This is a genomic window from Streptomyces sp. H27-C3, assembly GCF_030063415.1.
In the GTDB taxonomy this organism is placed as follows: domain Bacteria; phylum Actinomycetota; class Actinomycetes; order Streptomycetales; family Streptomycetaceae; genus Streptomyces.
On the sequence record NZ_JASITA010000002.1, the window covers coordinates 102,740 to 124,592 of the forward strand.

Here is a 21,853-nt window from a genome sequence, read left to right on the forward strand (position 1 = left end):
ACGGCTATGCGGCCGGTGCGGAACGGCGGCCGAGCCGGTAAACGGCGGCGGGGCTGAATCCGCGCCAGGCCTGCTCGCGCGGTAGGTGGTTCAGGAAGCGGGCCTTCTCCCAGTGGCGGGTGACCCGGTCCACGACCCGGCGCCCGGGTGTCAAAGCGATGTGGTGGACGTCGACCGCGACCGTGCGCGGCACGTCCGCGCCCGCCACCAGCTGGTTGACCATGTGGACCGCGAGCGAGCCGAACTGGGTCGCCGCCTCGGTGAGTTGCGGCACGCTGTAGTCGGGGCGGCCGAGACCCTGGCGGAGCTCGCGGTACATCTCGCCCGGGATGTGCGACCGGGGGGCGATACGGAAGATCACTTCCCAGGTGCTCAGCACGTCGGCGTCCTCGGCCAGCAGCTGGCCGTCGAAGATCCGCCGGACCAGCCGGTAGTCGAAGCACTGGGCCGCCAGCATGCCCGCCATGTCCCAGCCGGTGACCAGCGGCTTGCGCTGGCGGCACGCTTCCTGGTGCAGGGCGATCTTCGCGCGCAGCCCGGACGGAGTGGTCACGTCGACCCCGTCCACGATGACCTCGGCCCGCCGGACCAGTTCCCGGACGTTGTCCCGGGTGATGCCCACGGGCACCACCTCGGCCCGGACGTGCGGGTTGATGGCGCGCAGGGCGTCGGCGCCCACCTCGGCCTTGTTGCGGCCCAGGTCGTCGACGGTGGCGTGCTGGCGGTTGAGGTTGTTCAGCTCGTAGGTGCCGACGTCCGCCAGGACGAAGTCCCGGTATCCCGTGCGGCCCAAGGGCTGCACGGTGGCACCACCGATGGAGCCGCAGCCCGCGATAAGCAGTGAGGTGTGCCGGATCTGCTCCTGGAGCGCTGCGGGGATCAGGCCGCGGTTGCGCTGGGTGAGGGAGGCGTAGTAGAGCTCCTCGTCCAGCTCGCGGGCTTCCGCAGGGGTGCCCACGTCGGGCGGGCTGCTCTGATCCGTGCGTCGGCTCATGCCCTGGCCTCCTGGAATGCGGTCAGCCGGGCCGCGACCGACCCGGTCTCCCCGGACGCGAGGATCGCGTCGAGGTGGGTCAGGGTGGGGCGCAGCACGTTTTCGTCGGTGAGGACGAACGGGTACGAGCGCTGTTGCTGGTCCCACATCGGTGCGAACAGGTCGGTGGGGTCCGCCGGGCGTGCGGGCACGTCGAGGGTCCGGGTGTGGAAGCCGAGCAGGGACAGCTGGAGGACGGCTCCGTTCGGCTTGCCGTCGCCGACGATCGCCGCTCCGTCCTCGGACAGGGCTCGTAGGCAGCCTTCGGCCCAGCCTCGGTAGACCCACCAGGGAACGGACACGGCGGCCTGCGAGCGGTCCATGGCGTAGTCGCGCACGAGCCGCTTGCCCTCCCACACCCGGTTCGCCGGGGTGGTCGCGCCGAGTTCGTCGGCGAGCCGCAGGCCGTAGTCGCGTTCGACGACGAACGGCAGGTGGGCGTCGTCCCCGAGCAGGGTGCTTTCGGGGCTGTGGGTGTGGGCCAGCGTGCCGTAACCGCGCAGCCGCCCGGTCTCCTCCTCCACGACCAGGGTGTGCTGGTCCTGGAGAGCGTGGGCGTCGTACGGCTCGGCGGTGAGGTCCGCCGCGGCGGCGAGCTCCTCGTTGAGCCAGCCGCGCCTCAGGTACTGGGCCAGCCGGAACCGGTAGATGTCGTCGAGGTACGCGGTGGGCAGTTGCGCTCCCCGCACGGTCAAGGCCAGCAGGCCCTCAGGGCTGACGGAGCGGAACAGCGGCTCGCCGTCCACATGGCTGTCCAGGTCGGGCAGCCTGATCCCGGCGGTGTCCCGCAGCACCCGCTCCCGGTAGGAGTCGGTGGTGGCGGTGGGACTCGTGGGGGTGGCGGTGGTCACCGGACCTCCGGGACGCCGAACAGCTCACCGGTGATGACCAGCGCGAGCGCCTCGGGGCTGCCTTCGTATATCCGGGGGCCGTAGGCGTCGCGAAGGACCCGGTCCATGCCGTCCTCCCGCTGGAAGGCGGCGGCGCCGATGAGGCTCATGGCGGCGTCGGCGTTGTCGATGGCGGCGCGGTCGGCGACCAGCTTGGCGACGGCGGGCTCGTAGGCCGGGGTCGGGATGATGGTGTCGGCCTTCAGTACAGCGTCCAGGTACAGGGCGCGCGCGGCGGACACCCGGGCGGACATGTCAGCGAGCTTGCGGGCGGACATCTGGTGTTCGAAGAGCAGCCGGCCGCCCTGTCGGCGGGTACCGGCCCACGCGACCGCGCGGTCCAGGGCGTGCCGTGCGATACCGGTGGCGACGGCCGCGCAGGTGACGCGGGTGAGGTTGCCGATAGCGACGTTGAGGTCCCAGCCGCCGCGCTCGTCACCGATGACGTTCTCTTCGGGCACCCGGGCGTTGTCGAGAATCAGCTCGCCCGCGGGGGCGGTGCGGTAGCCCACCTTGTCGTGGATCTCTCCGCGGGTGACGCCGTCCTGCTCCAGCTCGGTGACGAAGCAGGTCAGGCCGGTCGAGCCGGGCGTCTCGTCCAGGTTGGCCATGACTGTGGCGTACGTGGCGACCGGGGCGTTGGTGATGTAGCGCTTGGTGCCGGTAAGCAGGTATTCGCTGCCGGAGCGGCGGGCGATCGTCATGTCCTGCGCGTAGGGCGCCTGCTGCTGCAGCACCAGGTCGGTTCCGTTGAGCTCCTCGGCGACCGCGTTGCAGGCGAGGACCGGCTCCGGGCCGAGGAAGGCGGGGAGGTACTTCTCCTGGAGGCGCGGGTTCTCACAGATCAGCAGCGGGGTCTGGAACAGGCCGGTGGCACCGAAGACCAGCGCCATGCCCGGGTCGGCGGAGGCCAGTTCCTCCAGGGTCAGCGCGAGGGCGAGCTGGCTCAGGCCGAGGCCGCCGAAGTCGCGCGGGATGGCCATCCGCAGCAGGCCGAGCGCATGGCCCTTGCGGACGGTGTCCCAGTCGATCTGGCCCTTCTCGATCCGGTCGCGCTCGGCGGCACCGGGGGCGACCTCCTCACGGGCGAAGGCGACGACATCGTTGAGGAAGTCGGCCTCGAAGGAGTCGAGCAGCGGGTGGGCGGCCGGGTTGTGCGTGTACGTCATGGTGATTCCTTGTCTGGGGCGTTCAGCGCTGGAGGGCGAAGGTCGTCAGGGCCTGCCCGACGGCGAACGTCTGCAGGACAGGGCCGCGGGAGGACACGCGGCGGCTGGTGACGGTTCGCAGGAAAGTGCGGCGACCGGCGGCGAGGTCGTCGAGGTTCGCGTAGCTGATGCGGAACACGTGGGTGGGCTCGGCGTCGGTCAGGGCGCCCTGAGGGTCCAGCGTGAGTTCGGCATCGGGCTCGGAGATCACGAAGCGGACGGTGGCACCTGCGGCCTGCCAGGCGGGGGCGGCCTTCGCGGCTGCGGACAGCTTGTTCGAGAGCTCTTCGGGCGAAATGGCCATGCGAAATTCCTTCGTGTCTAAGGGTGGAATCACGTATGAGTACCGGCTGCCGTGCAGGCGAGGAATTGCACTGCGGACCTGTGGCGCATCACCAGCGGAAATGGGTCCGTGTGGAATGCGAGCCGATCTGGATACGGTCCGGACAAATCCTGCCGGGGCTTCTTCTTTCGCAGCACCGGACAAGCGGTTGATCATTAAGCTACAGATCCTTGAGCGACCCTGTCCACGTATTCAACTGCCCCTCCACGGGAATGGAACGCACGCTCCTGCAGGCGGTAATCGGCTGTCCATTGGTGGGCGGAACGGGCCGGTCGGACCGGGGGACGGGCAGGTCGGACGGCTGGTCGAGCTGGACGGAGGGCCTGGGCGGACCCTGAGGGCGGGTCGGCCCGCGGAGGCTGCGGGCCGTCGCGCGCACGGCCGGACAACGCAAAGTGGGCTTGCAGTCGGGGGAGGCTGCAAGCCCACGTTCAGGGGGTGGAACCATGTGGTTCTGCGGGGCAGACCGGACGCCTGGCCCGGTCCCCGGTGGCGCCGTTGCCGGGTGCCATGCCCCCGGCAACGGTTCATGAGGAACGGTCAGGCGTCGGCGCCCTGGGGGGCACGGGTCAGCGACCGCAGCGCGAGGGCGATCACGATGGCGATGGCGGAGCACACGGCCAGGGCCAGGAACCCGTTGCCGATGCCCGTGGTGGTCGCGTCGGCGACCGAACCGCCGCCGTCGAGACCGCTGTCGACCGAGGTCGCGAGGATGGTTCCGATGACGGCGATGCCGAGTGCGGCGCCGGTCTCGTTGAAGGTGTTCAGCAGACCGGAGCCGACGCCGGACTCCTCCAGCTTGACGTGCGAGGTGCCGATGCCGAAGAGCGGGACGAAGCAGGCAGGCAGGCCGGCGCCGATGACGGCCAGCGCGACGATGGTCAGCGGAACACTGTCGGTACCGGTCGCCAGGACGCCCGTGCCGACCAACTGCAGCGTGGCCCCGGCCGCGTACATGCCGCCCAGGCCCAGGGCATTGGCCAGCGGCGGCGCGACCAGCGCGACGACGAGGGCGGCCAGGCCCATGGGGAGCAGCGAGAGGCCGGTGACGAAGGCGCTCATCTCGTGAACCCGCTGGAAGTACATGCTGGCCAGGAAGGAGCTGCTGATCATCACGCTGGCCACCAGAAGCAGGCCCACGCTGGACAGCCAGTAGGTGGGCTTGCGCAGCAGGTGCAGCGGAAGCAGCGGGTCGGCCTGTCCGGTCTCCATGAAGGTCACCGTGGCGAGCAGGACGACGGCGGCGCCAATGCTGATCCAGGCGTTCCGGTCGCCGAATCCCTCGTGCAGCTGGATCAGGCCGAAGGACAGGGCGGCGAGTCCGGCGGTGGACACGATCGCTGAAGGCAGCCGCAGCTTGCGGCCGTTGCTCGTGTTGAGGGCGGGCATGCTGCGCAGGGCGCCGATGAAGGCGGCGATGCTGACCGGGATGTTGATCAGGAAGGCCCAGCGCCAGCTGATCGCCGTGACGATAAGACCGCCGAGCACCACGCCGATGGTCGCGCCGATCACGCCGAGGCCGCTCCAGGCGGTCAGTGCGATCTTGCGCTGCTCATCGTCCTGGTAGACCGCCAGGATGATGGACAGGGCGGCCGCGGAGAGCAGTGCGGCCCCGGCGCCCTGGATGGCGCGGCCCGCCACGAGCAGTTCCTGATTGCCCGCGATGCCACAGAGCACAGAGGCGACGGCGAAGATGGAGAGGCCCGTGAGGAAGGTGCGGCGGCGGCCGAAGACGTCGGAGACGCGGCCACCGAAGAGCAGCAGGCTGCCGAGCATCAGGACGTACGCGCTGATGGTCCACTGCAGGGCCGTCTGATCGGCGGGCAGTTGGGCCCCGATCGAGGGAAGCGCCACGTTCACGACCGTCGAGTCGAGCATGACCATCAACTGGGCGACGCCGACCACCACCAGGGTGCTCCAGGGGGCCTTGCCGGGGGCCTGTGCGGGCGCTTGTTCCGCGCCCTGCTCGGCTGTCTGGGGTGCCAGCGTCTGCTCGGTCACCGTGTCTCCTTTGCCTATAAAAAACGATCCATGCGAATGCATCGATCGATCCCGCACAGTACATGCATGCGTATGCATCGACAAGAGGCGACGGCGAACCTACGATGAGGGGCGTGACAGAAACAGCTCTGACCGATCGATGGGTGGCCGTGACCCGCGCCTGTGCGCAGATCAATCAGGCCGCTGAGCGCGTACTGGCCGAGAACCACGGCCTGTGCGCCAGCGCCTTCGAGATCATGGACGTGATGGCGCGCGCGGACGGCTGGATCAGGGCGGGTGAACTCAGTTCTCGCGCCAGCCGCAGCCAGCCGCAGGTCTCCCGTTTGCTGGCCCAGATGGTCAACGGCGGCTACGCCGAGCGCAAGCCGTGTCCCAACGATCGGAGAGGCTTCGACGTTCAGCTCACGCCAGCCGGCCGACAGCTCTTCTCACAGTCCGTCACCACCATGGAAGCGGTACTGCGCGAAGTAGCCGAAAGCAGCGCAGAGGTGCGGGATGTCATGGGGCTGGCCGCTACCCACCAGTAGAACTATTTGCTGGTGCCATCGACCTGTCTGATAGCGTCCCAGGTCGATCGCAAGTTCTGTGACTGCCCTTCACATTCGTTACGGGCAACCAAAGATGGCCGACCCGGGGGGGACGGCCACGCGATCGCGACAGCCGGACGGGCTTTGCACGCCTGCGCGCCTGGCCCATTTCGAACACCCCCTCAGGAAGCGAAGACACCACGGCTGCACCACGGCCGACCGTGCCTCCGCCGACGCCAGTTAAATACGGGGGAAACATGCTCAACCAGACGATGCCGCGAACAAGTACCCGCAGCCCCGCGACCCACCGACCACGTGCGGCGGCGCAGCCCGGCTCACGGAGCGCGGGACTGACACGTGCCAGATCCGGTCCGCTCGGCGAGGCCCGGCCGGCGAACCCCGCGGACCCCGGAGTGTCCTTCCGACTCCTCGGCCCACTGGAGATCGTCACCGCGACCGGACCGCTCCCGCTGCGGGGCATGAACCAGCGCGCCATCCTCACCTTCCTGCTGCTCCACACCAACCAGGTGGTCGCCACCAGCGACCTGATGCAGGTCCTCTGGCCCAACGGGGACGCGCCGACAACAGCCCGCAAGGTGCTGCAGAACACCATCTCGGCGCTGCGCGGGGTGCTGACACGCGGTGCGATACCCACCCATCTCGCGTCCCTGGTCAGCCAGGCCCCGGGCTACATGCTGCGGATGGCGCCGGAGATTCTGGACCTGGCCAGGTTCCGGATCCTCGCCGACCAGGGCCGCACCGCACTGGCCGCCGGCCAGCCCGAGAGCGCCGCCCGCTTCCTGCGCGCCGCGCTGGGCCTGTGGCGGGGCCGAGCCGGACAGGAACTTGCCGAATCCGGCATCGACTGGACCCAGTTGGCGGTGGCGGACAACGCCCGGACCGCAGCCCTCGAAGACTATTGCGACGCCGAACTCCGCAACGGACGGTACCAGGAGGTGATCGGCCGACTGGAGGCCGCGACGGCCGCCGAGCCCTCCCGGGAACGTTCCTCCCACCTCCTCATGCTCGCCCTCTACCGGGCTGGCCACCAGGCCGGGGCACTGCGGGCGTACGAGCGGCTCCGGCAGCAGCTGAGCCAGGACTTCGGCGTCCAGCCCAGCCGCGAACTGCGGAACCTGCACCAGTCGATCATCGACCAGGATCCCGCCCTGCTCCCCTCCGAGGAGCCCGACAGCCCCGAGATCGACTTCAGTTCGCAGTCCGACCCCGAACTGGACCTGCTGTTCGCGCTGCTGTCCCTGGTACAACGCCAGCAGCGCCCGCACGTCGTGACGCTCGCCGGAGGCACGGGCGGAGGCACGGGCTGGCTCCTCTCCGAGCTCACGAGCAGGCTCCGCCAGGACGGCCAGGTCACCGTCTGGCACGTCCGCACCGGCCCGGACGGCGCCGCACTCGGCGACGACCTGCGCGCCGCACTGCGCCGAGCCACCCCGCACCGCCCGCTGGTGGTGGTCGCCGAGAACCTGCACCATGTCGGGGGCGCGGTCCCGGCCTGCGTCGGTGAGGTGATCCGCACGGCGGGCCGTACCCCGCTGCTCGTGGTGCTGACGTCCCGCGCCGAACCCGAAAGCCTCTGGCCCGGCTGGAACGCCGCCGTGCCCTGGTCGACCACTGTCATGGTCTGACGCTCCGCGCGTACGACGATGGGCGCCACCCTCGGGGTGGCGCCCATGTCTTGTGTACGGCCGGACAGCAGCCGGTCAGGCAGGGGATGGGGGCTCGTCCCACACCCCCGCGACCCGCGGCAGCGGCGCCGAGGCCGACCGGGCGCACGGAGGTATCAGCCGGTTGTCAGGGGCGGACCGCATCATGACCGAAACAGAAGCGGATTCGAGGGTGCGGGACTTGGGGGCACGATGGTGTGGACACAGTGCGTCGAGTCACGGCCCCTCGCCGCGGAGCGGGTGGCCTGCTTCCCTCATGCCGGCGGCTCGCCCTATTTCTTCCGCGGCTGGGGCAAGGCGCTGGACAGGTTCGAAGTCCATGCGGTGTGCTATCCGGGGCGTGCGGAACGCATCGCTGAGCCCCCCTGCACCGCACTCGTGCCCATGGCCCGGCACATCGCCGACGAGCTGCGGCCGATGATGGAGGAGCGGCCCACCACGCTCTTCGGACACAGCATGGGGGCCGTCGTCGCCTACGAGGTGGCCCGGGCCCTGGAGGCCGGAGGAACCCGGGTCGGGCACCTCTTCGCCTCGGGCGCCCGGGCCCCGCAGCTGATGCGGGCGACGCTGGTCGAACTGGGCCAGACGGATGCGGAACTGCTGCGCAACCCCGCGTTCATGGAACTGGTGATGCCCTACATCGCCGCCGACTTCCGGATGCTCGCGGCCTACGAGGGCGAGGGGCGGACGCCGTTGGACTGCCCCGTCACCGCGCTCCTCGGCGCGTCCGACCCCCGGGTGAGCGCCGGTCTTCCGTAGCGGCAGCCGGGTCGATGTACCCCTTGCCCTTGACCCACCCCGGCGGCCACTGCTGTCCGTTGTCGTCTACTGCCGGCTTGAAGACCTCGGCAGATTCCTCGTCGTCGAACCGCTCGGTCGGCTGAGCCCCCGAACGGCTCCCGCCCAACCGCCACTTGACTTGGCAGCTCGCGATCTCTCCGACCGCGTTCTTGCGCGGTGTGACGTACGCCATCCATGCACGATAGCGCCGCGTGCTCCCACCGTGCTCCCACAACGGACACACACTCGGCGCTCCATGTTCGACATTCGTTCTGGTCAGGCAGTTGCGCCCCGTGGTGCCCGGAGCCGGACTCGAACCGCATCCGGAACCCCCTCTGACCTGCGGCTTCTCTCTCACCTGGGAAAACCGCCCCGCATGATCCCGCATGAGTCCGGATTGCCCCGCGCTATCACCCGGCCGTGCTCCCATGGGAGCACGGTGGAGCGCCCCAGATGACGGAAGGCCCGGCAGCCGACTGCCGGGCCTTCCTGCGGTCCGCACCCCAGCTTTGCGGAGCATGGAGCGGAACCGCCTCGCTACGTGTCCGTAGCGAGCCTGTGCCCCGGCCATTGCCTGGCTCGCGGACCGTCATTAAAACCCGAACCACCTGCTGTGCCTAGATCTCGCCGTGTTCGGTCGAAAATGGCTGGATCAGATGCATCCGGTCCTACATCGTCGCTCACCAGTAGGGCTGGATCGTTCAGATTCGATTCTTTGCTCGGCATACGGACCGCGCGCAGACAAAAGCGAGGGGCCAGCAGCCCCTCGCTTCTGATCGAGCCGGTCCGCCGCTCCCCCGGCCCTGGTCCTGATAGGCGGCCCTGAGCGGAACCGCGCCACTACGTGTCCGGGCCTACTTGGCCAGGGATCGTTCGGCGATGTGCTCGATTCGCTCGGCGAAGATCTTTGGGGCGTCGGGGGTGATCGTGTACAGGGCCACCATGCCGGTGAGGATGACGTCCACCAGCTCGGACTGCACGTCATCCCACGAGTGGCTAGCGCCCTTGCGTGGGTTGGAGCCCATCGCGCCGTGGACTGCCTCAGCGACCTCGCCGGCCTCCTCGGTGATTTTCAGGATGCGCAGCAGTCGCGATTCCGCCGGGGAAAGAGAGGTCGAGGACTCCTTATCGAGCCACTCGACGAGGCGCGCGATGGTGGTCCAGTCCGTGTCTTGCATGCGGTTACTCCGTGAGGGGTGCGGGGTGGGGGCGAGGCGCGACGCTACCGGAGGACGTCGCCAGAGACTCGGCAATGCGTGCGGCTACCCCGGAAGAGGGGACGGTGCTGGTATTGACGACCAGCACCGAAACGCCCAGACCGATGAGCGTCACGGCCGCACGCTTGTACAGCGCCACTTCACGCTGCGGGATGCCCGGGTCACGCTCGAACCGGTGATGCGCCCCACGGTCGAAGAGCCTGGCCGTGATGACGGCCGGGTCGGCGGTGAGGATGACGGACAGATCCGGCAGCCGTACGCCGGCGTTGAGCGCCAGGAGGAAATCCTCGTCGACGCCGTCGAGCTGCTGGACGACGAGCGTGGACGCCAGGTAGCGGTCACACACCACGGTGACGCCCTGGTCGAGCTGCGGTTCGATCTCGCGGGCGAGGTGGTCGTAGCGGTCGGCTGCGACGAGGCAGGCCAGCGACCGGCCGGTGATCTGATCGGCGTGGGAGCGGGTGAACGCTCCCAGTTCGCTGCGGGACGGCTCCGTTGTAGCGTGCACCGCATCGCCGCGTTGCCGCAGCAGATCGCTGAGGAGCCGGGCCGCGGTGGACTTCCCGACGCCGCCTGGCCCGTCGAGAGTGACGAATCGCCCCGTCACGCGGACACCCCCTCCGTGGTCCGGGCGTGCTGTTCACGCGTCAGGGTGGACAACGTCGCGCGCAGTTCCGCCAGGCCCGTTCCTGCGAACGGGATGCCGACGCTGAAGTTGAACTCGTCGCGGGCTCGCATGGATTCGTTGGCGCCGTGTTCGGTGAGGTCGACATCGTTGTAGTCGAGCATCGCTTCCGGGGCGTGGCCGGCCTTCACGAGGTCGTTCCATACCGGGGTGCCCGGGTACGGCCGGAACTCGAACACTGAGGCGCGGAAGCTTCCGGGCAGGCGGTCGGCCAGCTCCCACAGATGCCTGATGTGCCGGACTGTCGCGGCCATGTCCTCCGGTTCCTCACCGGGGAACCCGAGGATGAAATAGCCCTTCACGGAGATGCCGCGCTCCAGGAGCCGCCGTGCGACGGCCAGAGTCATCTCAGCCGTGATCCGCTTGTCCATGGAAGCCAGGACCCGGTCACTGCCGGACTCGACGCCCAGCGCGACCTCGTTGAGGCCATTGGCGACGAGGGTGTCGAGCATCGCGTCGCTCTCGCGGGCGATCACGTTGATCCGGCCGGTGGCGTCCCACACGAACCGCTCCCCGACGTGGTGGGCGCTGAACGCCTCCATCATGGACGCGATGATGCGGTGTGCCCCGAGGAACAGGTCATCCACGAACCGGAACGCTGTGACGTCGTAACGCCCGTGCAGCTCGTTCATCTCGCTGATGATGTTGCCCGGGGTTCGGGTGCGGATCTTCACGTCCGGATTGACCGAGGCAGCAGCGCCGCAGAACGCGCACTCGTACGGGCAGCCGCGGGCGCCCACCATGTTGGCTTTCCACCGGCCGCCGCTGGTGAGGTATGGGTCTTGGGGAAGGAACGCACGGTCCACGAACGGCAGGGCGTCGATGTCCGGACTGAGCCACGAACCTCCCTGTCCCGGCAGGGCGATCCCGGTGGCAGTCGTCCCCAGGAGCCGGTCACGCCACATCACCCCTGGAAGCTCCGCCCGTCGCGCGCCGTCACCCAGGAGCGCGGCGACGCGGCTCTCGGCCTCGCCGATGACCAGGGCCTGCAGACGCACCATGCGCGGGTCCGCGAGGATCCTGGTCGGCATGGCCTTGGCATGGTGACCCCCGACCATCAGGGCAATGCTCTCGTCCAGGCCGGCGGCGATGCGCGCCGACAGCTCGTAGGTCGGGGCGAGGAGGTTCATGCCGGCCCACCGTGGCCGGGCGGCGTTGACTGTCTCGATGGTCGCCTGCACCCCCAGGCCGTGCGCCTCGGCGTCCAGGATGCCGACATTGAAGCCCTGTGCCTGGGCGTACGTGGCGATGTACGCCATGCCGATGACCGGCAAGGTGTAGTCGTTGGTGCGCGGCCTCAGGCCGTAGTCCCGTAGAGGGGCGTTGATGAACAGGGCGTCGAGCGGCCGGGCCAGGTCCGCCCCGGCGATGAGGTCAGGTGCGGTCAGGGCCGTGGTGCTCCGATGGTCGGGCATGAATCCCCCAGGCGAGTGTGAGCGTGGTCAGTGCGTGGAGCCCTGGCCGGTCCGGCGCCCATCGGTGCCAGAGCGCGGCGAACTCCCGTGCGTTATCGGGCCACTGCACCTCAGGTGCGGCGTTGGCGGCCCAGGTGCGGACAGCTAGGTCGTCGTGCGGGTAAACGGCGTAGTCCCCGGTGAAATCAGCCGCTGCGGCGGCCGCAGTCCACGGGCCGATGCCAGAGACCTCCTGAAGCGCCTTGACCAGGTCATCGGGGTCGAGGACGGACCACTCGGAAGCGTGATCCAGGTACGCCGCCGCAGCGGCGGGTAGCGCCTTCTTGTGGAACAGCGCGCCGACCTCCCGGTACGGCGCGTCGCCCTCAAGGGCGAGCACGGTCTCGGGCGTCGGCGTCGCGAACAACGGCCCATCCGCAATGTCGTGACGCCGGCCGTACGTGGCGCACCAGCGGCGGTACAGCAACCGGGCCTGCTCGGCGCGGATGATGCGGCGCAGCAGCGCCGTGGTGATGGCGTCCCACAGGGACGGATTCGGGAGCCGTTCGACCGTGCCCAGAGCCGCCAGAGCCGTGCGCAGGTCGGCGGACGCCCGGTCGGGCAGGTCGGCGGCGGGCGTACGGCGCGAGCGCGGAGTCGCCTTATTGGAGGTAAGCGCCTCCCATTCCAGGCGCGAGCCAGTCCAACGGGCGCACCAGGCACCAGTGCCGTCATCCACGACGCGGACGACCGACCCGTCGGGCTGGGCGGTCCAGGCCGGGTGATCGGTGAGCAACGTAGTCGTCATGAGGGGGGCTCCGCATCGGTGGTTGGGCAGTACGGAGTGATGCTCCCGCACTCAGCCCGGCACCGTGGAACGTTCACCCAGCGAGCAGGACCGCTGCACCACGTCATGGGGCATCAACCGCTCTGGTGCGCCAGACGAGGAGACCGGCGTCGTCGTCCAGATCCGGCGAGTGGGTGCGCTCGGCCTCACGGACGCAGTACCCGCCCGCCTCTAAGTCCTGCCGCACGCGGGCGATACCGGTACGCCAGTGATCTTCCGCCCCGGCGGGGAGCGTCCCATCAGGCAACCGCCTGAATGGCGGGTCGGGCTGCCAAAGGACCCGTGCGCACGTCTCCGCGAACGGCGGCCAGATCACCGGATCGGCATCCAGCGCGACTACCGTCCACATCCCCTGGCCGCTGTCGCCCCGGCGGGCGGTCGTCAGCACGGCATCCACGAGCTCGTACGGATCGGGCTCCAAAGAGGCGTAGCCCCGCCCCAAATTCGCACGGCAAGTTGCCTCCACGCCATCCCAGGCTCCAGCCGGCGGCCACGTGCGGTCTTCGCCCTGCGCCAGGCGCCACACAAGAATTTCCTCAGCCGTGTGGAGGTGTGGAGCACGCGCTGGGCCGGTCACCGCCGCCCGGTACCCGATGGACTCCAGCGCGGTCACCACCGCCTCAACTCGGTCCGCCCAGTGCTCCTGAGCGCCGGGCGGGATACGGCGAGTGCGGCTGTCGCGCCGGAACGCTGCATCAGGGTGCCAGCGCACGATGACGCACAGGTCCGCGCCGGGGGCCACGCCTCCTCGGGGACATACATCGTCTGGCACCACCCTTTGCCCTCAGGCACTGTGCGGGACACGACGCCGTCACGCCTTGTCCACTCGGGCGCCAGCCGCAGGCTGCCGAGCTGGAGGTCCACCAGGGCAACCGCGGCACGACGGGCGTCGGGACGCCTCATCTGTTCAGTCATCAGGTTCCGATCTGAGCAAGGCCAGCGCGGGAGGTGTTGTCAGGTCGGCCGATCGGCCTGTGCGTGGTGTGCGCGCACCAACTCTTCAAGGCGCTGGATGCACGGTTCGCAGGCGGAGAACGGGCCCACTCCGTGGATCTCTGTGTGGACGGGACCCATCCACATCACCGAGAGGTCGGGGCCGTCGCAACGCCAGCACGTCCCGATGACCCATGGAGAGCCGGACATCCGGCCGCCTACCGGTCGAGGGCGATCCCGGCGGCAACCACGGCCATCAGCACCACCAGCACCGTCAGGAACACGACGACTTTCGTCAGCTCGGGCGGCTCGTCATGCACGCAGCGACCCTCCAGCGGTGAGCTGAGCCCACACCCGTTTGCCCCAGTTCTTGGGCTCGGAGTCCCACTTGCCGTCCGTCAGCGCGGCCACGATCGACAGGCCGCGCCCCGACTCCGAGTCGGACAACACCGCCGGGCGCATCTGCGGGGCAGCCCGGGACAGGTCCGTCACGGCCACCTCGACCCGGAACACGTCCAGTCGAGTCACCGTCACGCGGATCGTTTCCCGGCGCGCGTGCGCGACAGCATTGGACACCAGCTCCGTGACGACCAGATGCGCGTCACCCTTCAGGGAGGGGAGGCCCCAGGCGTCGAGTGCCGCCGACACCAGTAGCCGCGCGTCACCCGCCGACTCCGGGATCCTGGGCAAACTCTTCGAGTAGGCCGGATTGCCGACTGTCCCGGATTCGATGACCATGCGCGCGCCGCTCCTCACCGGCCGGAGCACGACGCAGGCCGCATCCGACGTCTCAGGGGACTTCGCTTTGCTGAGCGTCAGCTGGCCGGGGTGGCTACTCACCGACCTCCACCTCCTGGGAGCCCAGGCGCTCGCGCCCGAGCGTGACCAGGGGGACCAGCCGGTCGAACGGCACCAGGAGGCCCGGGCTGTTCATCGGCACCACCCAGAACAGGCCCTCGTTGGGCTCAGTGACGTCGGGTGCCGGGACCTGAAGGAGCGCGCGGGGCGGGTGCAGCACCATGCCGGCAGGCGTCGCGATCTGCGCCACCCACGACAGGACGAGCGCCGTGTACGAGTCCTCGGAGCCGAAGCCCTGCGCCTCGTAGAACAACGGTCCCTCACCCAGGACTTCGGCCAGCGGCTCGGCGCACTCCTGCACGGTGGCCACTCCCACCGCAGCGTGGATGATGCCGGCCGGGATCGTCACCGCGGCGTACAACAGGCCCGGCCGCAGCCAGGCAACCCCTTTGGTCTCCCAGTCCGTTTTCGCCTGCTCCCTGACCGGGGCCGACGCCAGCAGCCAGCGACAGGAGGCCATCCGACGCTCAGGCCGGGTAGATACCGCGGCAGCAATCGGAGGTGGAACGGGGGCAAGATCGGCGCCCCTGTCATCTCGTGCGTGTGTGCTCGGCATTGCTCTGCACTCCCAGACGGGTCGATGGCCAATGGGTCAGTTGGCGCCCTCGCGTACAAGCCAACTCCCGTGCAACCGACTTGGCCGGACCTTCTGGCGGACTTTCAGCCGGACTTTTCGCGGCAACCGGTCTTTCCGGCATCCCGAAAGTCGCTACCTTCGAGTGACACAGATCACGGAGGTGGCGAGGTGTCAGACCTGACGCCCTTCGAGCACGCCTGTCGCATGCACGGATGGGAGAAGCCGACGGACTTTCTGCGGGCCTTCCAGACGGCCGCCGACCTACTGGGCGAGGCGGTCACCCTGACCGATCGCCAGCACCGGCGATGGCGCCGGCCCCGGCCTCCCGCTCCCCGGGCGCGCGCTTGGAGAGTCCTTCACGCCATGTTCGGCTTCTGCCCGTCCGAGATTGGGCTTCCCGGACCACCTCCAGGTGCCACCGTGGGGAGAGCACCACTCCCCGCACAAGGAGGTACCTCCGTGGACCGACGTGCTTTCCTGACCGATTCCATCGGTGTAGCTGCCGCTGCTCTACCTGCCCACGTACGGCCTCTGAGTCCCACCGGAGCCACAGGCGCCGTCGGCACCACACACCTCCTGGAGTTACGCGCCGGACTCCGCAGCCTCTTCCACCTCGACGACGCGTACGGCGGCGGCGACGTCCGTTCGCTGGCTGCCCGCCACCTTCGCAGGGTTCGCCGGGTCATCAACACCGGCCGATACCCGGAGACGATCGGCCGGCAGCTTCAGCTCCTGTCCGGGGAGATCGCCGAGCACTGTGCGTGGCTGTGCTACGACGCCGACGACCAGGACAACGCGCGCCGCTTCTGGGGCGAGGCCCTCACCACGGCCACAATGCTCCGCGACCCCAATCTGGAGATCTTGGTCTTCTCCTCCATGAGCCTCCAGGCGTGCCATGAAGGCCGGCCACGGGACGGTCTCGACTTGGCGCGCGCAGCCCAGGAGCGGGCAACACGACTGGGCTCCCCGGTCCTCCAGTCCCTCATCGCAGCCCGGGAGGCGCGCGCGCTGTCGCTCATGGCCGACAGCGTGAGCGCCAAGGGTCGAATGGTCGACGCCATGAAGCTCGTCGACGGCCACGGGCGCGGTCGCCCCGCCCCCGAATGGAGCGCCTTCCACGGGCCGGCCGAACTCGGCTACTCCCAAGGGGCCCTCTACACCGAACTCGGCCACCACGAGGCCGCGACGGGGTTCCTCCGCGCCGCCCTCGCGCACCAGGAGGCGAACTACGGCCGCAACCGCGCCCTCTACCGGATCACTCTCGCCAAGAGCCTGGTCGACGCCGGCGAGGTGGACGAGGGCGCGGCCCATGCCGTAGGAAGCCTGGAGCACCTGGAAGAGGTCGAGTCCGGCCGAGTCTTGCGGCGGCTGAACGATGTGGCCACCGCGCTCGGCGCGATCGACGCGGCCTCAGCCCGGGGAGCTGCCGAGGAACTGACCGAGTACGCGGAAGCAAGGGGGGCGGCGTGACGACTACCGAGCTGATGTACGAGCGGTACGAGGGCGAGGAGGCCGCGGTGCAGCTCGACGCGTTCCTCCCGGCCTACGAGGAGGTCTATGCCGAGCCTCCGTACAGCGAAGGCCCGTCCGATGTCGCCCAGTTCATCGAGCACTATCAGGTGCACGCGCAGCGCCCGGGCATGCGTCTGATCATCGCCCGCGATGGCGAGGACGTCGTCGGCTTCACGTACGGCTACTTCCTCCCGCCCGGCACCGGGTGGTGGACCAACGTGGACCAGGACCTCGCCGACGACTTCACCTGTGAGGACGGCCGCCGCACGTGGGTAATCCTTGAGCTGGCCGTCCGTAAGCCGTGGCGTCGGCGAGGAGTCGCCGCTGCACTCCACGCAGCACTGCTCGACGGCCTGCCCGTGCAGCGGGTGACGCTCACCTTGCGCCCGGAGCCCGAGGCCGCACCGGCGCAGTCCGCCTACAAGGCGTGGGGCTACCGCGCGGTCGGCACGTCGCACCCGTGGGAGGACGCCCCGTACTACACGGCCATGGTTCTCGACCTGGCTGGCGACCGGAGCGCGACCGCCCCGGCATCCTGACCGACCCCCGCCCACGAAGAAGCCCCGCTCGTCATGAGCGGGGCTTCCCCGTCGGGTCCGAGAAGGCAGCACAGCTTCTATGGATGTCCCCACGATACGACCCGGGTCCGACATCCCTCCGAACGCGGGCGAGCCCGGCCGGGCTCGGGGGAGGAGAGCGGCCGGGCTCGTCTTTGGTGCCGCACGGGGGGCTGCGGCCCGCGCCACGACCAGAGGGGAGGAGTAGCGCGGACCCCCAGTTTTGACCCCCGTTAGATTCAATGGGTCAGAGCAACAGTGCTGGTCGAGGAGGGTTTGCGTGGCGAGGATGGGTCGGCCGGGGATGTCGGACGAGATGAAGGTCGACTTGTGGCGGCGGTGGAAGGGCGGGGAGTCGATCAGTGTCATCTCGCGGCAGATCGGCAAGCCGCCCGGCTCGGTGTTCACCGTCCTCAAGCACCATGGAGGGATCGCTCCCTCACTCCGTAAGGCGCGCGTCGGCAGCTTGACCTTGGGCGAGCGGGAGGAGATTTCGCGTGGGCTGTGTGCCGGCGAGTCCTTCCGGACCCTTGCCGGCCTCCTGGGGCGTGCGGTGTCGACGATCAGCCGCGAGGTCAACAAGAACGGCGGACGCGACGTCTACCGGGCAATTGCCGGGCAGGAACGGGCACTCGATCATGCCAAGCGCCCGAAGCAGTGCCTGCTCGCCCGTGAACCCGCGTTGCGGCAGACGGTGCTGACCTTGCTACAAGAGGAGTGGTCGCCCGAACAGATCGTCGGCCACCTCCGTCTGCATCACGGGGACGATCCGCACCTGCAGGTCAGTCACGAGACGATCTACCGGTCGATCTATACCACCCGCTGGAAGGTGGTTCCCCGCGAGTTGTGCAAGCGCCTTCGAACGGGCCGCCCGATCCGGAAGAACAAGCGTCACACGGTGAAAGGCCAGTGGCGCTCACAGATTATCGATGCCCGACCTATCGGTGAGCGGCCCCAAGAGGCGGAGGATCGCAGCGTTTTCGGGCATCTGGAAGGCGATCTGGTGATCGGCTCGAACAACAGCCAAGTTGCCACGTTGGTCGACAGGAAGTCGCGTTTCCTCACTGTCGTGAAACTCGCCAGCCGTCACACCGCCGTGGTCGTTCCCGCCCTCGCCGAAACCTACGCCCGCATGGACTCCCGACTACGCACCACACTGACCTGGGATCGCGGCATGGAACTGGCAGCGCACAAGCGGCTTACTGCCACTACGGGCGTTGACGTGTTCTTCGCGGCCCCGCGGAGCCCCTGGCAACGCGGCACCAACGAGAACACGAACAAACTGCTCCGGCAGTACCTGCCCAAGGGGACGAACCTGTCGACGTTCAGCCAGGACGATCTTGACGTCATCGCGGCGAAGCTCAACAACCGTCCGCGCAAGTGCCTGGGATTCCGCACACCTGCCGAAAGTGTTGCCTTGACCCGTTGAATCTAAGGTTTCACCCGGCATGGATGGGGGGTCACCACCTTCGCCTCCAGACCCATCGCCCGCGTCATCCATCTGCCCACCGCCCGGCGCGAACACAGCCCGGCCGCAGACGGAACTCGTAACACCCGGTCGGGCACCGACGTCGCCCGAGACCGCCGCGTGTAGCGCCGGAGGAAGGGGCATAGAGTCCCCGGACCCCATGCCCCCATCTCCGGCGCCGGGCCGTCAGTTCACGACCTCGCCCTCATCGACAGTCCTGGCGCTTGGGTGATACGCGCAGGTCCTCAGCGCGTCCGTCCGGGCTTGCGCATACGCCGCCTGCACCGCCGCCCGGCCCACCCCCCACGCGGCTGCCTCGGTCATCCCGTCCGGTCCCTCTCGGTGCTCCACGCGTGAGCACGCGGGCTCGTCCGTGTAGGACTGCTCCCACTCCCACGCCCAGCGGACGCGAGGCTCATGGTCCTCCGGCCGGATCACATGCTCTGTACCGTCCGGCGCGTACAGGGCAGGGCCGACGCTCCACACCTGGACACGGTCCGGCACATGGTGGCGCACCCAGTTCAGGCCGCCGACGACCGACCTCATCCACCAGTCGGCCGACCATGCTTCGACACGCGCTTCCTCGCCCTGGTCCATCTCCCACTGCTCGGCCACGACCTTGGCGTGATCCAGCTTCCAGAAGCCTTCGATGTGGCCCAGGAGATGCACGACATACAGGCGCCGCGTGTCCTGGCCGGCGGACAGCACCTCTACCGCCCCATCCGGGAAGGGCCTTCGGCCCCGGCCGCCGGCCAGGGCCTCCTCAATCGTCTCCATCGCGTCGTCGTCCGCCTCCGGCAACAAATGCCCGTACCGATCGGACGTCGTGGTGATCGATTCATGACCGAGACGCCGCTGAACGTACGTCAGGCCACGGCCGGCGGAGAGCAGGGCCGCGGCGTGGGAGTGCCGCAGATCGTGGATCGTCGGGCTCTTTTCCCCAGGGAGCGTGCCAGCCTTCTTCGCCCGTTCCACAGCCGTAACCCATCGGTCGTAGAACGTCGAGTACGGCAGACGCTCCCCATGCCCGTTGTGGAAGATCAGGTCACCGCGCTTGAGCTTGTCCAGGCCGTGCTCCAGGAGGTCATTCCACGTGCTCGCGCTCACCCGGATATTGCGCCGGGACCGCTTCGACTTCGGCTTGCCGAGGTAGAAGCCCTCTCCGGGCTTGCGCTTCCAGGAGCGGGAGACTTTCACCCTGTACTTGCCGTCGCTGGTATCCAGCACGGCGTGCTGCTTCGCGAGGGCCGTGATCTCGCCCCACCGAAACCCTGTCGCGTAGGCCACCCGCACAAACCGCTTATCCTCTGGCCGCAGGAGCTCGTCGACGATCGCCTCCACCTCCTGCGGCGTCAAGAACGTCATGTCCTCGTCGTCGTCACCGATACCGTCGTCATCCGTGCGCGGGAGGGCTGTGAGATCGCACGGGTTGCGCGCACGCAGTGGCGGCTCCTCGTCGACCGCCTCTTTCAGGATGGAAGAGAGGAGGCCGTGCAGGTTCTTCAGGGTCTTCGGGCTCATCTCCTTACGCACCGAGCCACGCCACACCTTCGTCTTGGCCATCTGGTTGACCCAGGCTCCGACGGTCGCCCTGCTGAAGTGCTCGACTGACCGGACGTCACAGTTCCCGAACGTCGGCAGGAGGTAGGTCGCCAGTTCCTTGCCCACCGCATCGCGGTAGTGGTCCTCAACGGCTGTCCGGTTTTTGATGGACTCTCGCGCATAGTTTTGGAAGACGTACCGCTCTTCCGTATCGGCAGTCGAGTCGATGTAACCCTTGCCCTTGACCCACCCTGGCGGCCACTGCTGTCCGTTGTCGTCTACTGCCTGCCTGAAAACCTCGGCCGATTCCTCGTCATCGAACCGCTCGGTCGGCTGAGCCCCCGAACGGCTCCCGCCCAACCGCCACTTGACTTGGCAGCTCGCGATCTCTCCGACCGCGTTCTTGCGCGGTGTGACGTACGCCATCCATGCACGATAGCGCCGCGTGCTCCCACCGTGCTCCCACAACGGACACACACTCGGCGCTCCATGTTCGACATTCGTTCTGGTCAGGCAGTTGCGCCCCGTGGTGCCCGGAGCCGGACTCGAACCGGCACGCCCCGAGGGGCAGCGAGGTTTAAGCTCGCCGTGTCTGCATTCCACCATCCGGGCAGGGTGTCGCGGCTCCCCATTTCGCGGGTCAGAGCCTATCTGGAGGCATCCCCCGAACAGCGGAACAGCGATCCGATGTTGTCTTATTTTATTGGCGCCTGAGGATGTGTCAGACCACGTAAAGAGCCATCGGCACATGCCGGGCGCGGTGGACGGCCGCGGGAGCCGTCGCCGGGGAATGACGGAAACTCGACTGCCCGCGCGGACCCCCCGGGCGTGGCCCGGCTCTCAGGGTTGACGTCATACCAAAGGAGGACTGGCGGGCGGCGGGTCCGACTCAGGGGGGCCACGGGAACGGGCATGCGGGCTGATCCGCGGCGGCCGGTCGGCCGGGACGATGAGTAAGTCCCCCAAGCGTCCCCGACAGGAGCCCCCTCGTGACCACCACCACTGCTCACCGCGCCACCGCGGTCGCCGCACGCGCCACCGAGCTGTCCAAGGTTTACGGACAGGGCGAGACTCAGGTGGTCGCGCTGGACCAGGTCACCGTCGATTTCCGGCAGGGTGAATTCACCGCGATCATGGGCCCGTCCGGATCGGGCAAGTCCACGCTGATGCACTGCGTCGCGGGCCTCGACAGCTTCTCATCGGGCTCCGTACGGATCGGCGACACCGAGCTGAGCACCCTGAAGGACAAGCAGCTCACGCGGCTGCGCCGGGACAAGATCGGCTTCATCTTCCAGGCGTTCAACCTGCTGCCGACGCTGAACGCGCTGGAGAACATCACGCTGCCGATGGACATCGCGGGCCGCAAGCCCGACCAGGAGTGGCTGAACACGGTCATCGAGATGGTCGGCCTGTCCGGGCGCCTCAAGCACCGCCCCACGGAGCTCTCCGGCGGCCAGCAGCAGCGCGTCGCGGTGGCCCGCGCGCTGGCCAGCCGCCCCGAGATCATGTTTGGCGACGAGCCGACCGGAAACCTGGACTCGCGCTCCGGCGCCGAGGTCCTGGGCTTCCTGCGCAATTCCGTGCGCGAGCTGGGCCAGACCGTCGTCATGGTCACCCACGACCCGGTGGCCGCCGCCTACGCGGACCGCGTGATCTTCCTGGCCGACGGCCGGATCGTCGACGAGATGCCGCACCCGAGCGCGGACGGCGTCCTCGACCGGATGAAGGAGTTCGACAGCAAGGGCCGCACCAGCTGACCGGCACGGCTCGTAGCGCGTACGCCCCCTCTCTCCGGC

At 68.8% G+C, this 21,853-nt stretch carries 20 protein-coding genes and 1 tRNA gene; 7 read left to right on the top strand and 14 right to left on the bottom strand.

Annotation, left to right across the window (positions count from 1 at the left end):
- Positions 1–4: 4 nt before the first annotated feature.
- From QMK30_RS01800 to QMK30_RS01820, 5 genes are all read right to left on the bottom strand, one after another.
- Positions 5–994, bottom strand: a complete 990-nt coding sequence (locus tag QMK30_RS01800) for a HesA/MoeB/ThiF family protein (RefSeq protein WP_283515309.1) — start codon at positions 992–994, stop codon at positions 5–7.
- The gene (locus QMK30_RS01805; RefSeq protein ID WP_283515310.1) at positions 991–1,884 is read right to left on the bottom strand and encodes a hypothetical protein; all 894 of its coding nucleotides are present in this window, start codon (positions 1,882–1,884) and stop codon (positions 991–993) included. The genes QMK30_RS01800 and QMK30_RS01805 overlap by 4 nt, the downstream gene beginning before the upstream one ends.
- Positions 1,881–3,092, bottom strand: coding sequence for an acyl-CoA dehydrogenase family protein (locus QMK30_RS01810; RefSeq protein WP_283515311.1), 1,212 nt, complete (start codon positions 3,090–3,092; stop codon positions 1,881–1,883). Before QMK30_RS01810 ends, QMK30_RS01805 begins: the two co-directional genes overlap by 4 nt.
- A gap of 22 nt (positions 3,093–3,114) precedes the next feature.
- Positions 3,115–3,435, bottom strand: a complete 321-nt coding sequence (locus tag QMK30_RS01815) for a hypothetical protein (protein WP_283515312.1) — start codon at positions 3,433–3,435, stop codon at positions 3,115–3,117.
- Positions 3,436–4,014: 579 nt separating this feature from the next.
- Positions 4,015–5,475 (bottom strand): MFS transporter, encoded by a 1,461-nt coding sequence (locus tag QMK30_RS01820; RefSeq protein WP_283515313.1) that lies wholly within the window; start codon positions 5,473–5,475, stop codon positions 4,015–4,017.
- A 113-nt stretch (positions 5,476–5,588) separates the two neighbouring features.
- Here QMK30_RS01820 and QMK30_RS01825 point away from each other — a divergent pair, with 113 nt between their 5' ends.
- The 3 genes from QMK30_RS01825 (at position 5,589) to QMK30_RS01835 (ending at position 8,446) form a co-directional block, all read left to right on the top strand.
- Positions 5,589–6,002 (top strand): MarR family winged helix-turn-helix transcriptional regulator, encoded by a 414-nt coding sequence (locus QMK30_RS01825; protein WP_283515314.1) that lies wholly within the window; start codon positions 5,589–5,591, stop codon positions 6,000–6,002.
- Positions 6,003–6,415: 413 nt separating this feature from the next.
- Positions 6,416–7,648 carry an AfsR/SARP family transcriptional regulator gene (locus QMK30_RS01830; protein WP_283515315.1) on the top strand — a complete coding sequence of 411 codons (1,233 nt, stop codon included), beginning with the start codon at positions 6,416–6,418 and terminating at the stop codon, positions 7,646–7,648.
- Positions 7,649–7,879: 231 nt separating this feature from the next.
- Positions 7,880–8,446: a thioesterase II family protein gene (locus QMK30_RS01835; RefSeq protein WP_283515316.1), complete on the top strand. Its 567-nt coding sequence runs from the start codon at positions 7,880–7,882 to the stop codon at positions 8,444–8,446.
- A gap of 875 nt (positions 8,447–9,321) precedes the next feature.
- On the opposite strand, the gene QMK30_RS01840 is transcribed toward QMK30_RS01835, so the two are convergent.
- The 7 genes from QMK30_RS01840 to QMK30_RS01870 all read right to left on the bottom strand — a co-directional run bounded on the left by QMK30_RS01840 (position 9,322) and on the right by QMK30_RS01870 (position 14,861).
- Positions 9,322–9,645 (bottom strand): MazG-like family protein, encoded by a 324-nt coding sequence (locus QMK30_RS01840; protein WP_283515317.1) that lies wholly within the window; start codon positions 9,643–9,645, stop codon positions 9,322–9,324.
- 4 nt (positions 9,646–9,649) lie between these two features.
- On the bottom strand, positions 9,650–10,291 hold the full coding sequence (gene tmk / locus QMK30_RS01845; protein WP_283515318.1) for a dTMP kinase: 642 nt from the start codon (positions 10,289–10,291) through the stop codon (positions 9,650–9,652).
- Complete coding sequence (locus QMK30_RS01850) at positions 10,288–11,784, bottom strand: B12-binding domain-containing radical SAM protein (protein WP_283515319.1); 1,497 nt, start codon at positions 11,782–11,784, stop codon at positions 10,288–10,290. The genes tmk and QMK30_RS01850 overlap by 4 nt, the downstream gene beginning before the upstream one ends.
- Positions 11,744–12,571 (bottom strand): DNA glycosylase family protein, encoded by an 828-nt coding sequence (locus QMK30_RS01855; protein WP_283515320.1) that lies wholly within the window; start codon positions 12,569–12,571, stop codon positions 11,744–11,746. Before QMK30_RS01855 ends, QMK30_RS01850 begins: the two co-directional genes overlap by 41 nt.
- Positions 12,572–12,674: 103 nt before the next feature.
- On the bottom strand, positions 12,675–13,352 hold the full coding sequence (locus QMK30_RS01860) for a hypothetical protein (protein ID WP_283515321.1): 678 nt from the start codon (positions 13,350–13,352) through the stop codon (positions 12,675–12,677).
- A 503-nt stretch (positions 13,353–13,855) separates the two neighbouring features.
- The gene (locus tag QMK30_RS01865; protein WP_283515322.1) at positions 13,856–14,281 is read right to left on the bottom strand and encodes an ATP-binding protein; all 426 of its coding nucleotides are present in this window, start codon (positions 14,279–14,281) and stop codon (positions 13,856–13,858) included.
- Positions 14,282–14,375: 94 nt separating this feature from the next.
- Positions 14,376–14,861, bottom strand: coding sequence for a hypothetical protein (locus QMK30_RS01870; RefSeq protein ID WP_283515323.1), 486 nt, complete (start codon positions 14,859–14,861; stop codon positions 14,376–14,378).
- A 321-nt stretch (positions 14,862–15,182) separates the two neighbouring features.
- Between QMK30_RS01870 and QMK30_RS01875 the strand changes: the two genes are divergently transcribed.
- From QMK30_RS01875 to QMK30_RS01885, 3 genes are all read left to right on the top strand, one after another.
- Complete coding sequence (locus tag QMK30_RS01875) at positions 15,183–16,448, top strand: NsdA family TPR-like regulatory protein (RefSeq protein WP_502963049.1); 1,266 nt, start codon at positions 15,183–15,185, stop codon at positions 16,446–16,448.
- A 14-nt stretch (positions 16,449–16,462) separates the two neighbouring features.
- Positions 16,463–17,029 carry a GNAT family N-acetyltransferase gene (locus QMK30_RS01880; protein ID WP_283515595.1) on the top strand — a complete coding sequence of 189 codons (567 nt, stop codon included), beginning with the start codon at positions 16,463–16,465 and terminating at the stop codon, positions 17,027–17,029.
- Positions 17,030–17,351: 322 nt separating this feature from the next.
- Positions 17,352–18,476 carry an IS30 family transposase gene (locus QMK30_RS01885; RefSeq protein ID WP_283515325.1) on the top strand — a complete coding sequence of 375 codons (1,125 nt, stop codon included), beginning with the start codon at positions 17,352–17,354 and terminating at the stop codon, positions 18,474–18,476.
- 225 nt (positions 18,477–18,701) lie between these two features.
- Here QMK30_RS01885 and QMK30_RS01890 read toward each other — a convergent pair whose 3' ends face one another.
- Complete coding sequence (locus QMK30_RS01890) at positions 18,702–20,483, bottom strand: tyrosine-type recombinase/integrase (RefSeq protein WP_283515326.1); 1,782 nt, start codon at positions 20,481–20,483, stop codon at positions 18,702–18,704.
- A gap of 101 nt (positions 20,484–20,584) precedes the next feature.
- A tRNA-Leu gene (locus tag QMK30_RS01895) sits at positions 20,585–20,669 on the bottom strand.
- 377 nt (positions 20,670–21,046) lie between these two features.
- On the opposite strand from QMK30_RS01895, the gene QMK30_RS01900 reads away from it, so the two are divergent.
- Positions 21,047–21,814: an ABC transporter ATP-binding protein gene (locus tag QMK30_RS01900; RefSeq protein ID WP_283515327.1), complete on the top strand. Its 768-nt coding sequence runs from the start codon at positions 21,047–21,049 to the stop codon at positions 21,812–21,814.
- Positions 21,815–21,853: the final 39 nt, after the last annotated feature.

Excerpts from the sequence above, each read along its gene's own strand:
- QMK30_RS01840 (WP_283515317.1), bottom strand. The coding sequence starts at position 9,645 with ATGCAAGACACGGACTGGACCACCATCGCGCGCCTCGTCGAGTGGCTC.
- QMK30_RS01875 (WP_502963049.1), top strand. The coding sequence starts at position 15,183 with ATGCACGGATGGGAGAAGCCGACGGACTTTCTGCGGGCCTTCCAGACG.
- QMK30_RS01850 (WP_283515319.1), bottom strand. The coding sequence starts at position 11,784 with ATGCCCGACCATCGGAGCACCACGGCCCTGACCGCACCTGACCTCATC.
- QMK30_RS01865 (WP_283515322.1), bottom strand. The coding sequence starts at position 14,281 with ATGGTCATCGAATCCGGGACAGTCGGCAATCCGGCCTACTCGAAGAGT.
- QMK30_RS01885 (WP_283515325.1), top strand. The coding sequence starts at position 17,352 with ATGTCGGACGAGATGAAGGTCGACTTGTGGCGGCGGTGGAAGGGCGGG.
- QMK30_RS01890 (WP_283515326.1), bottom strand. The coding sequence starts at position 20,483 with ATGGCGTACGTCACACCGCGCAAGAACGCGGTCGGAGAGATCGCGAGC.
- QMK30_RS01815 (WP_283515312.1), bottom strand. The coding sequence starts at position 3,435 with ATGGCCATTTCGCCCGAAGAGCTCTCGAACAAGCTGTCCGCAGCCGCG.
- QMK30_RS01810 (WP_283515311.1), bottom strand. The coding sequence starts at position 3,092 with ATGACGTACACGCACAACCCGGCCGCCCACCCGCTGCTCGACTCCTTC.
- QMK30_RS01835 (WP_283515316.1), top strand. The coding sequence starts at position 7,880 with ATGGTGTGGACACAGTGCGTCGAGTCACGGCCCCTCGCCGCGGAGCGG.
- QMK30_RS01870 (WP_283515323.1), bottom strand. The coding sequence starts at position 14,861 with ATGGCCTCCTGTCGCTGGCTGCTGGCGTCGGCCCCGGTCAGGGAGCAG.
- QMK30_RS01880 (WP_283515595.1), top strand. The coding sequence starts at position 16,463 with ATGTACGAGCGGTACGAGGGCGAGGAGGCCGCGGTGCAGCTCGACGCG.
- QMK30_RS01800 (WP_283515309.1), bottom strand. The coding sequence starts at position 994 with ATGAGCCGACGCACGGATCAGAGCAGCCCGCCCGACGTGGGCACCCCT.
- QMK30_RS01855 (WP_283515320.1), bottom strand. The coding sequence starts at position 12,571 with ATGACGACTACGTTGCTCACCGATCACCCGGCCTGGACCGCCCAGCCC.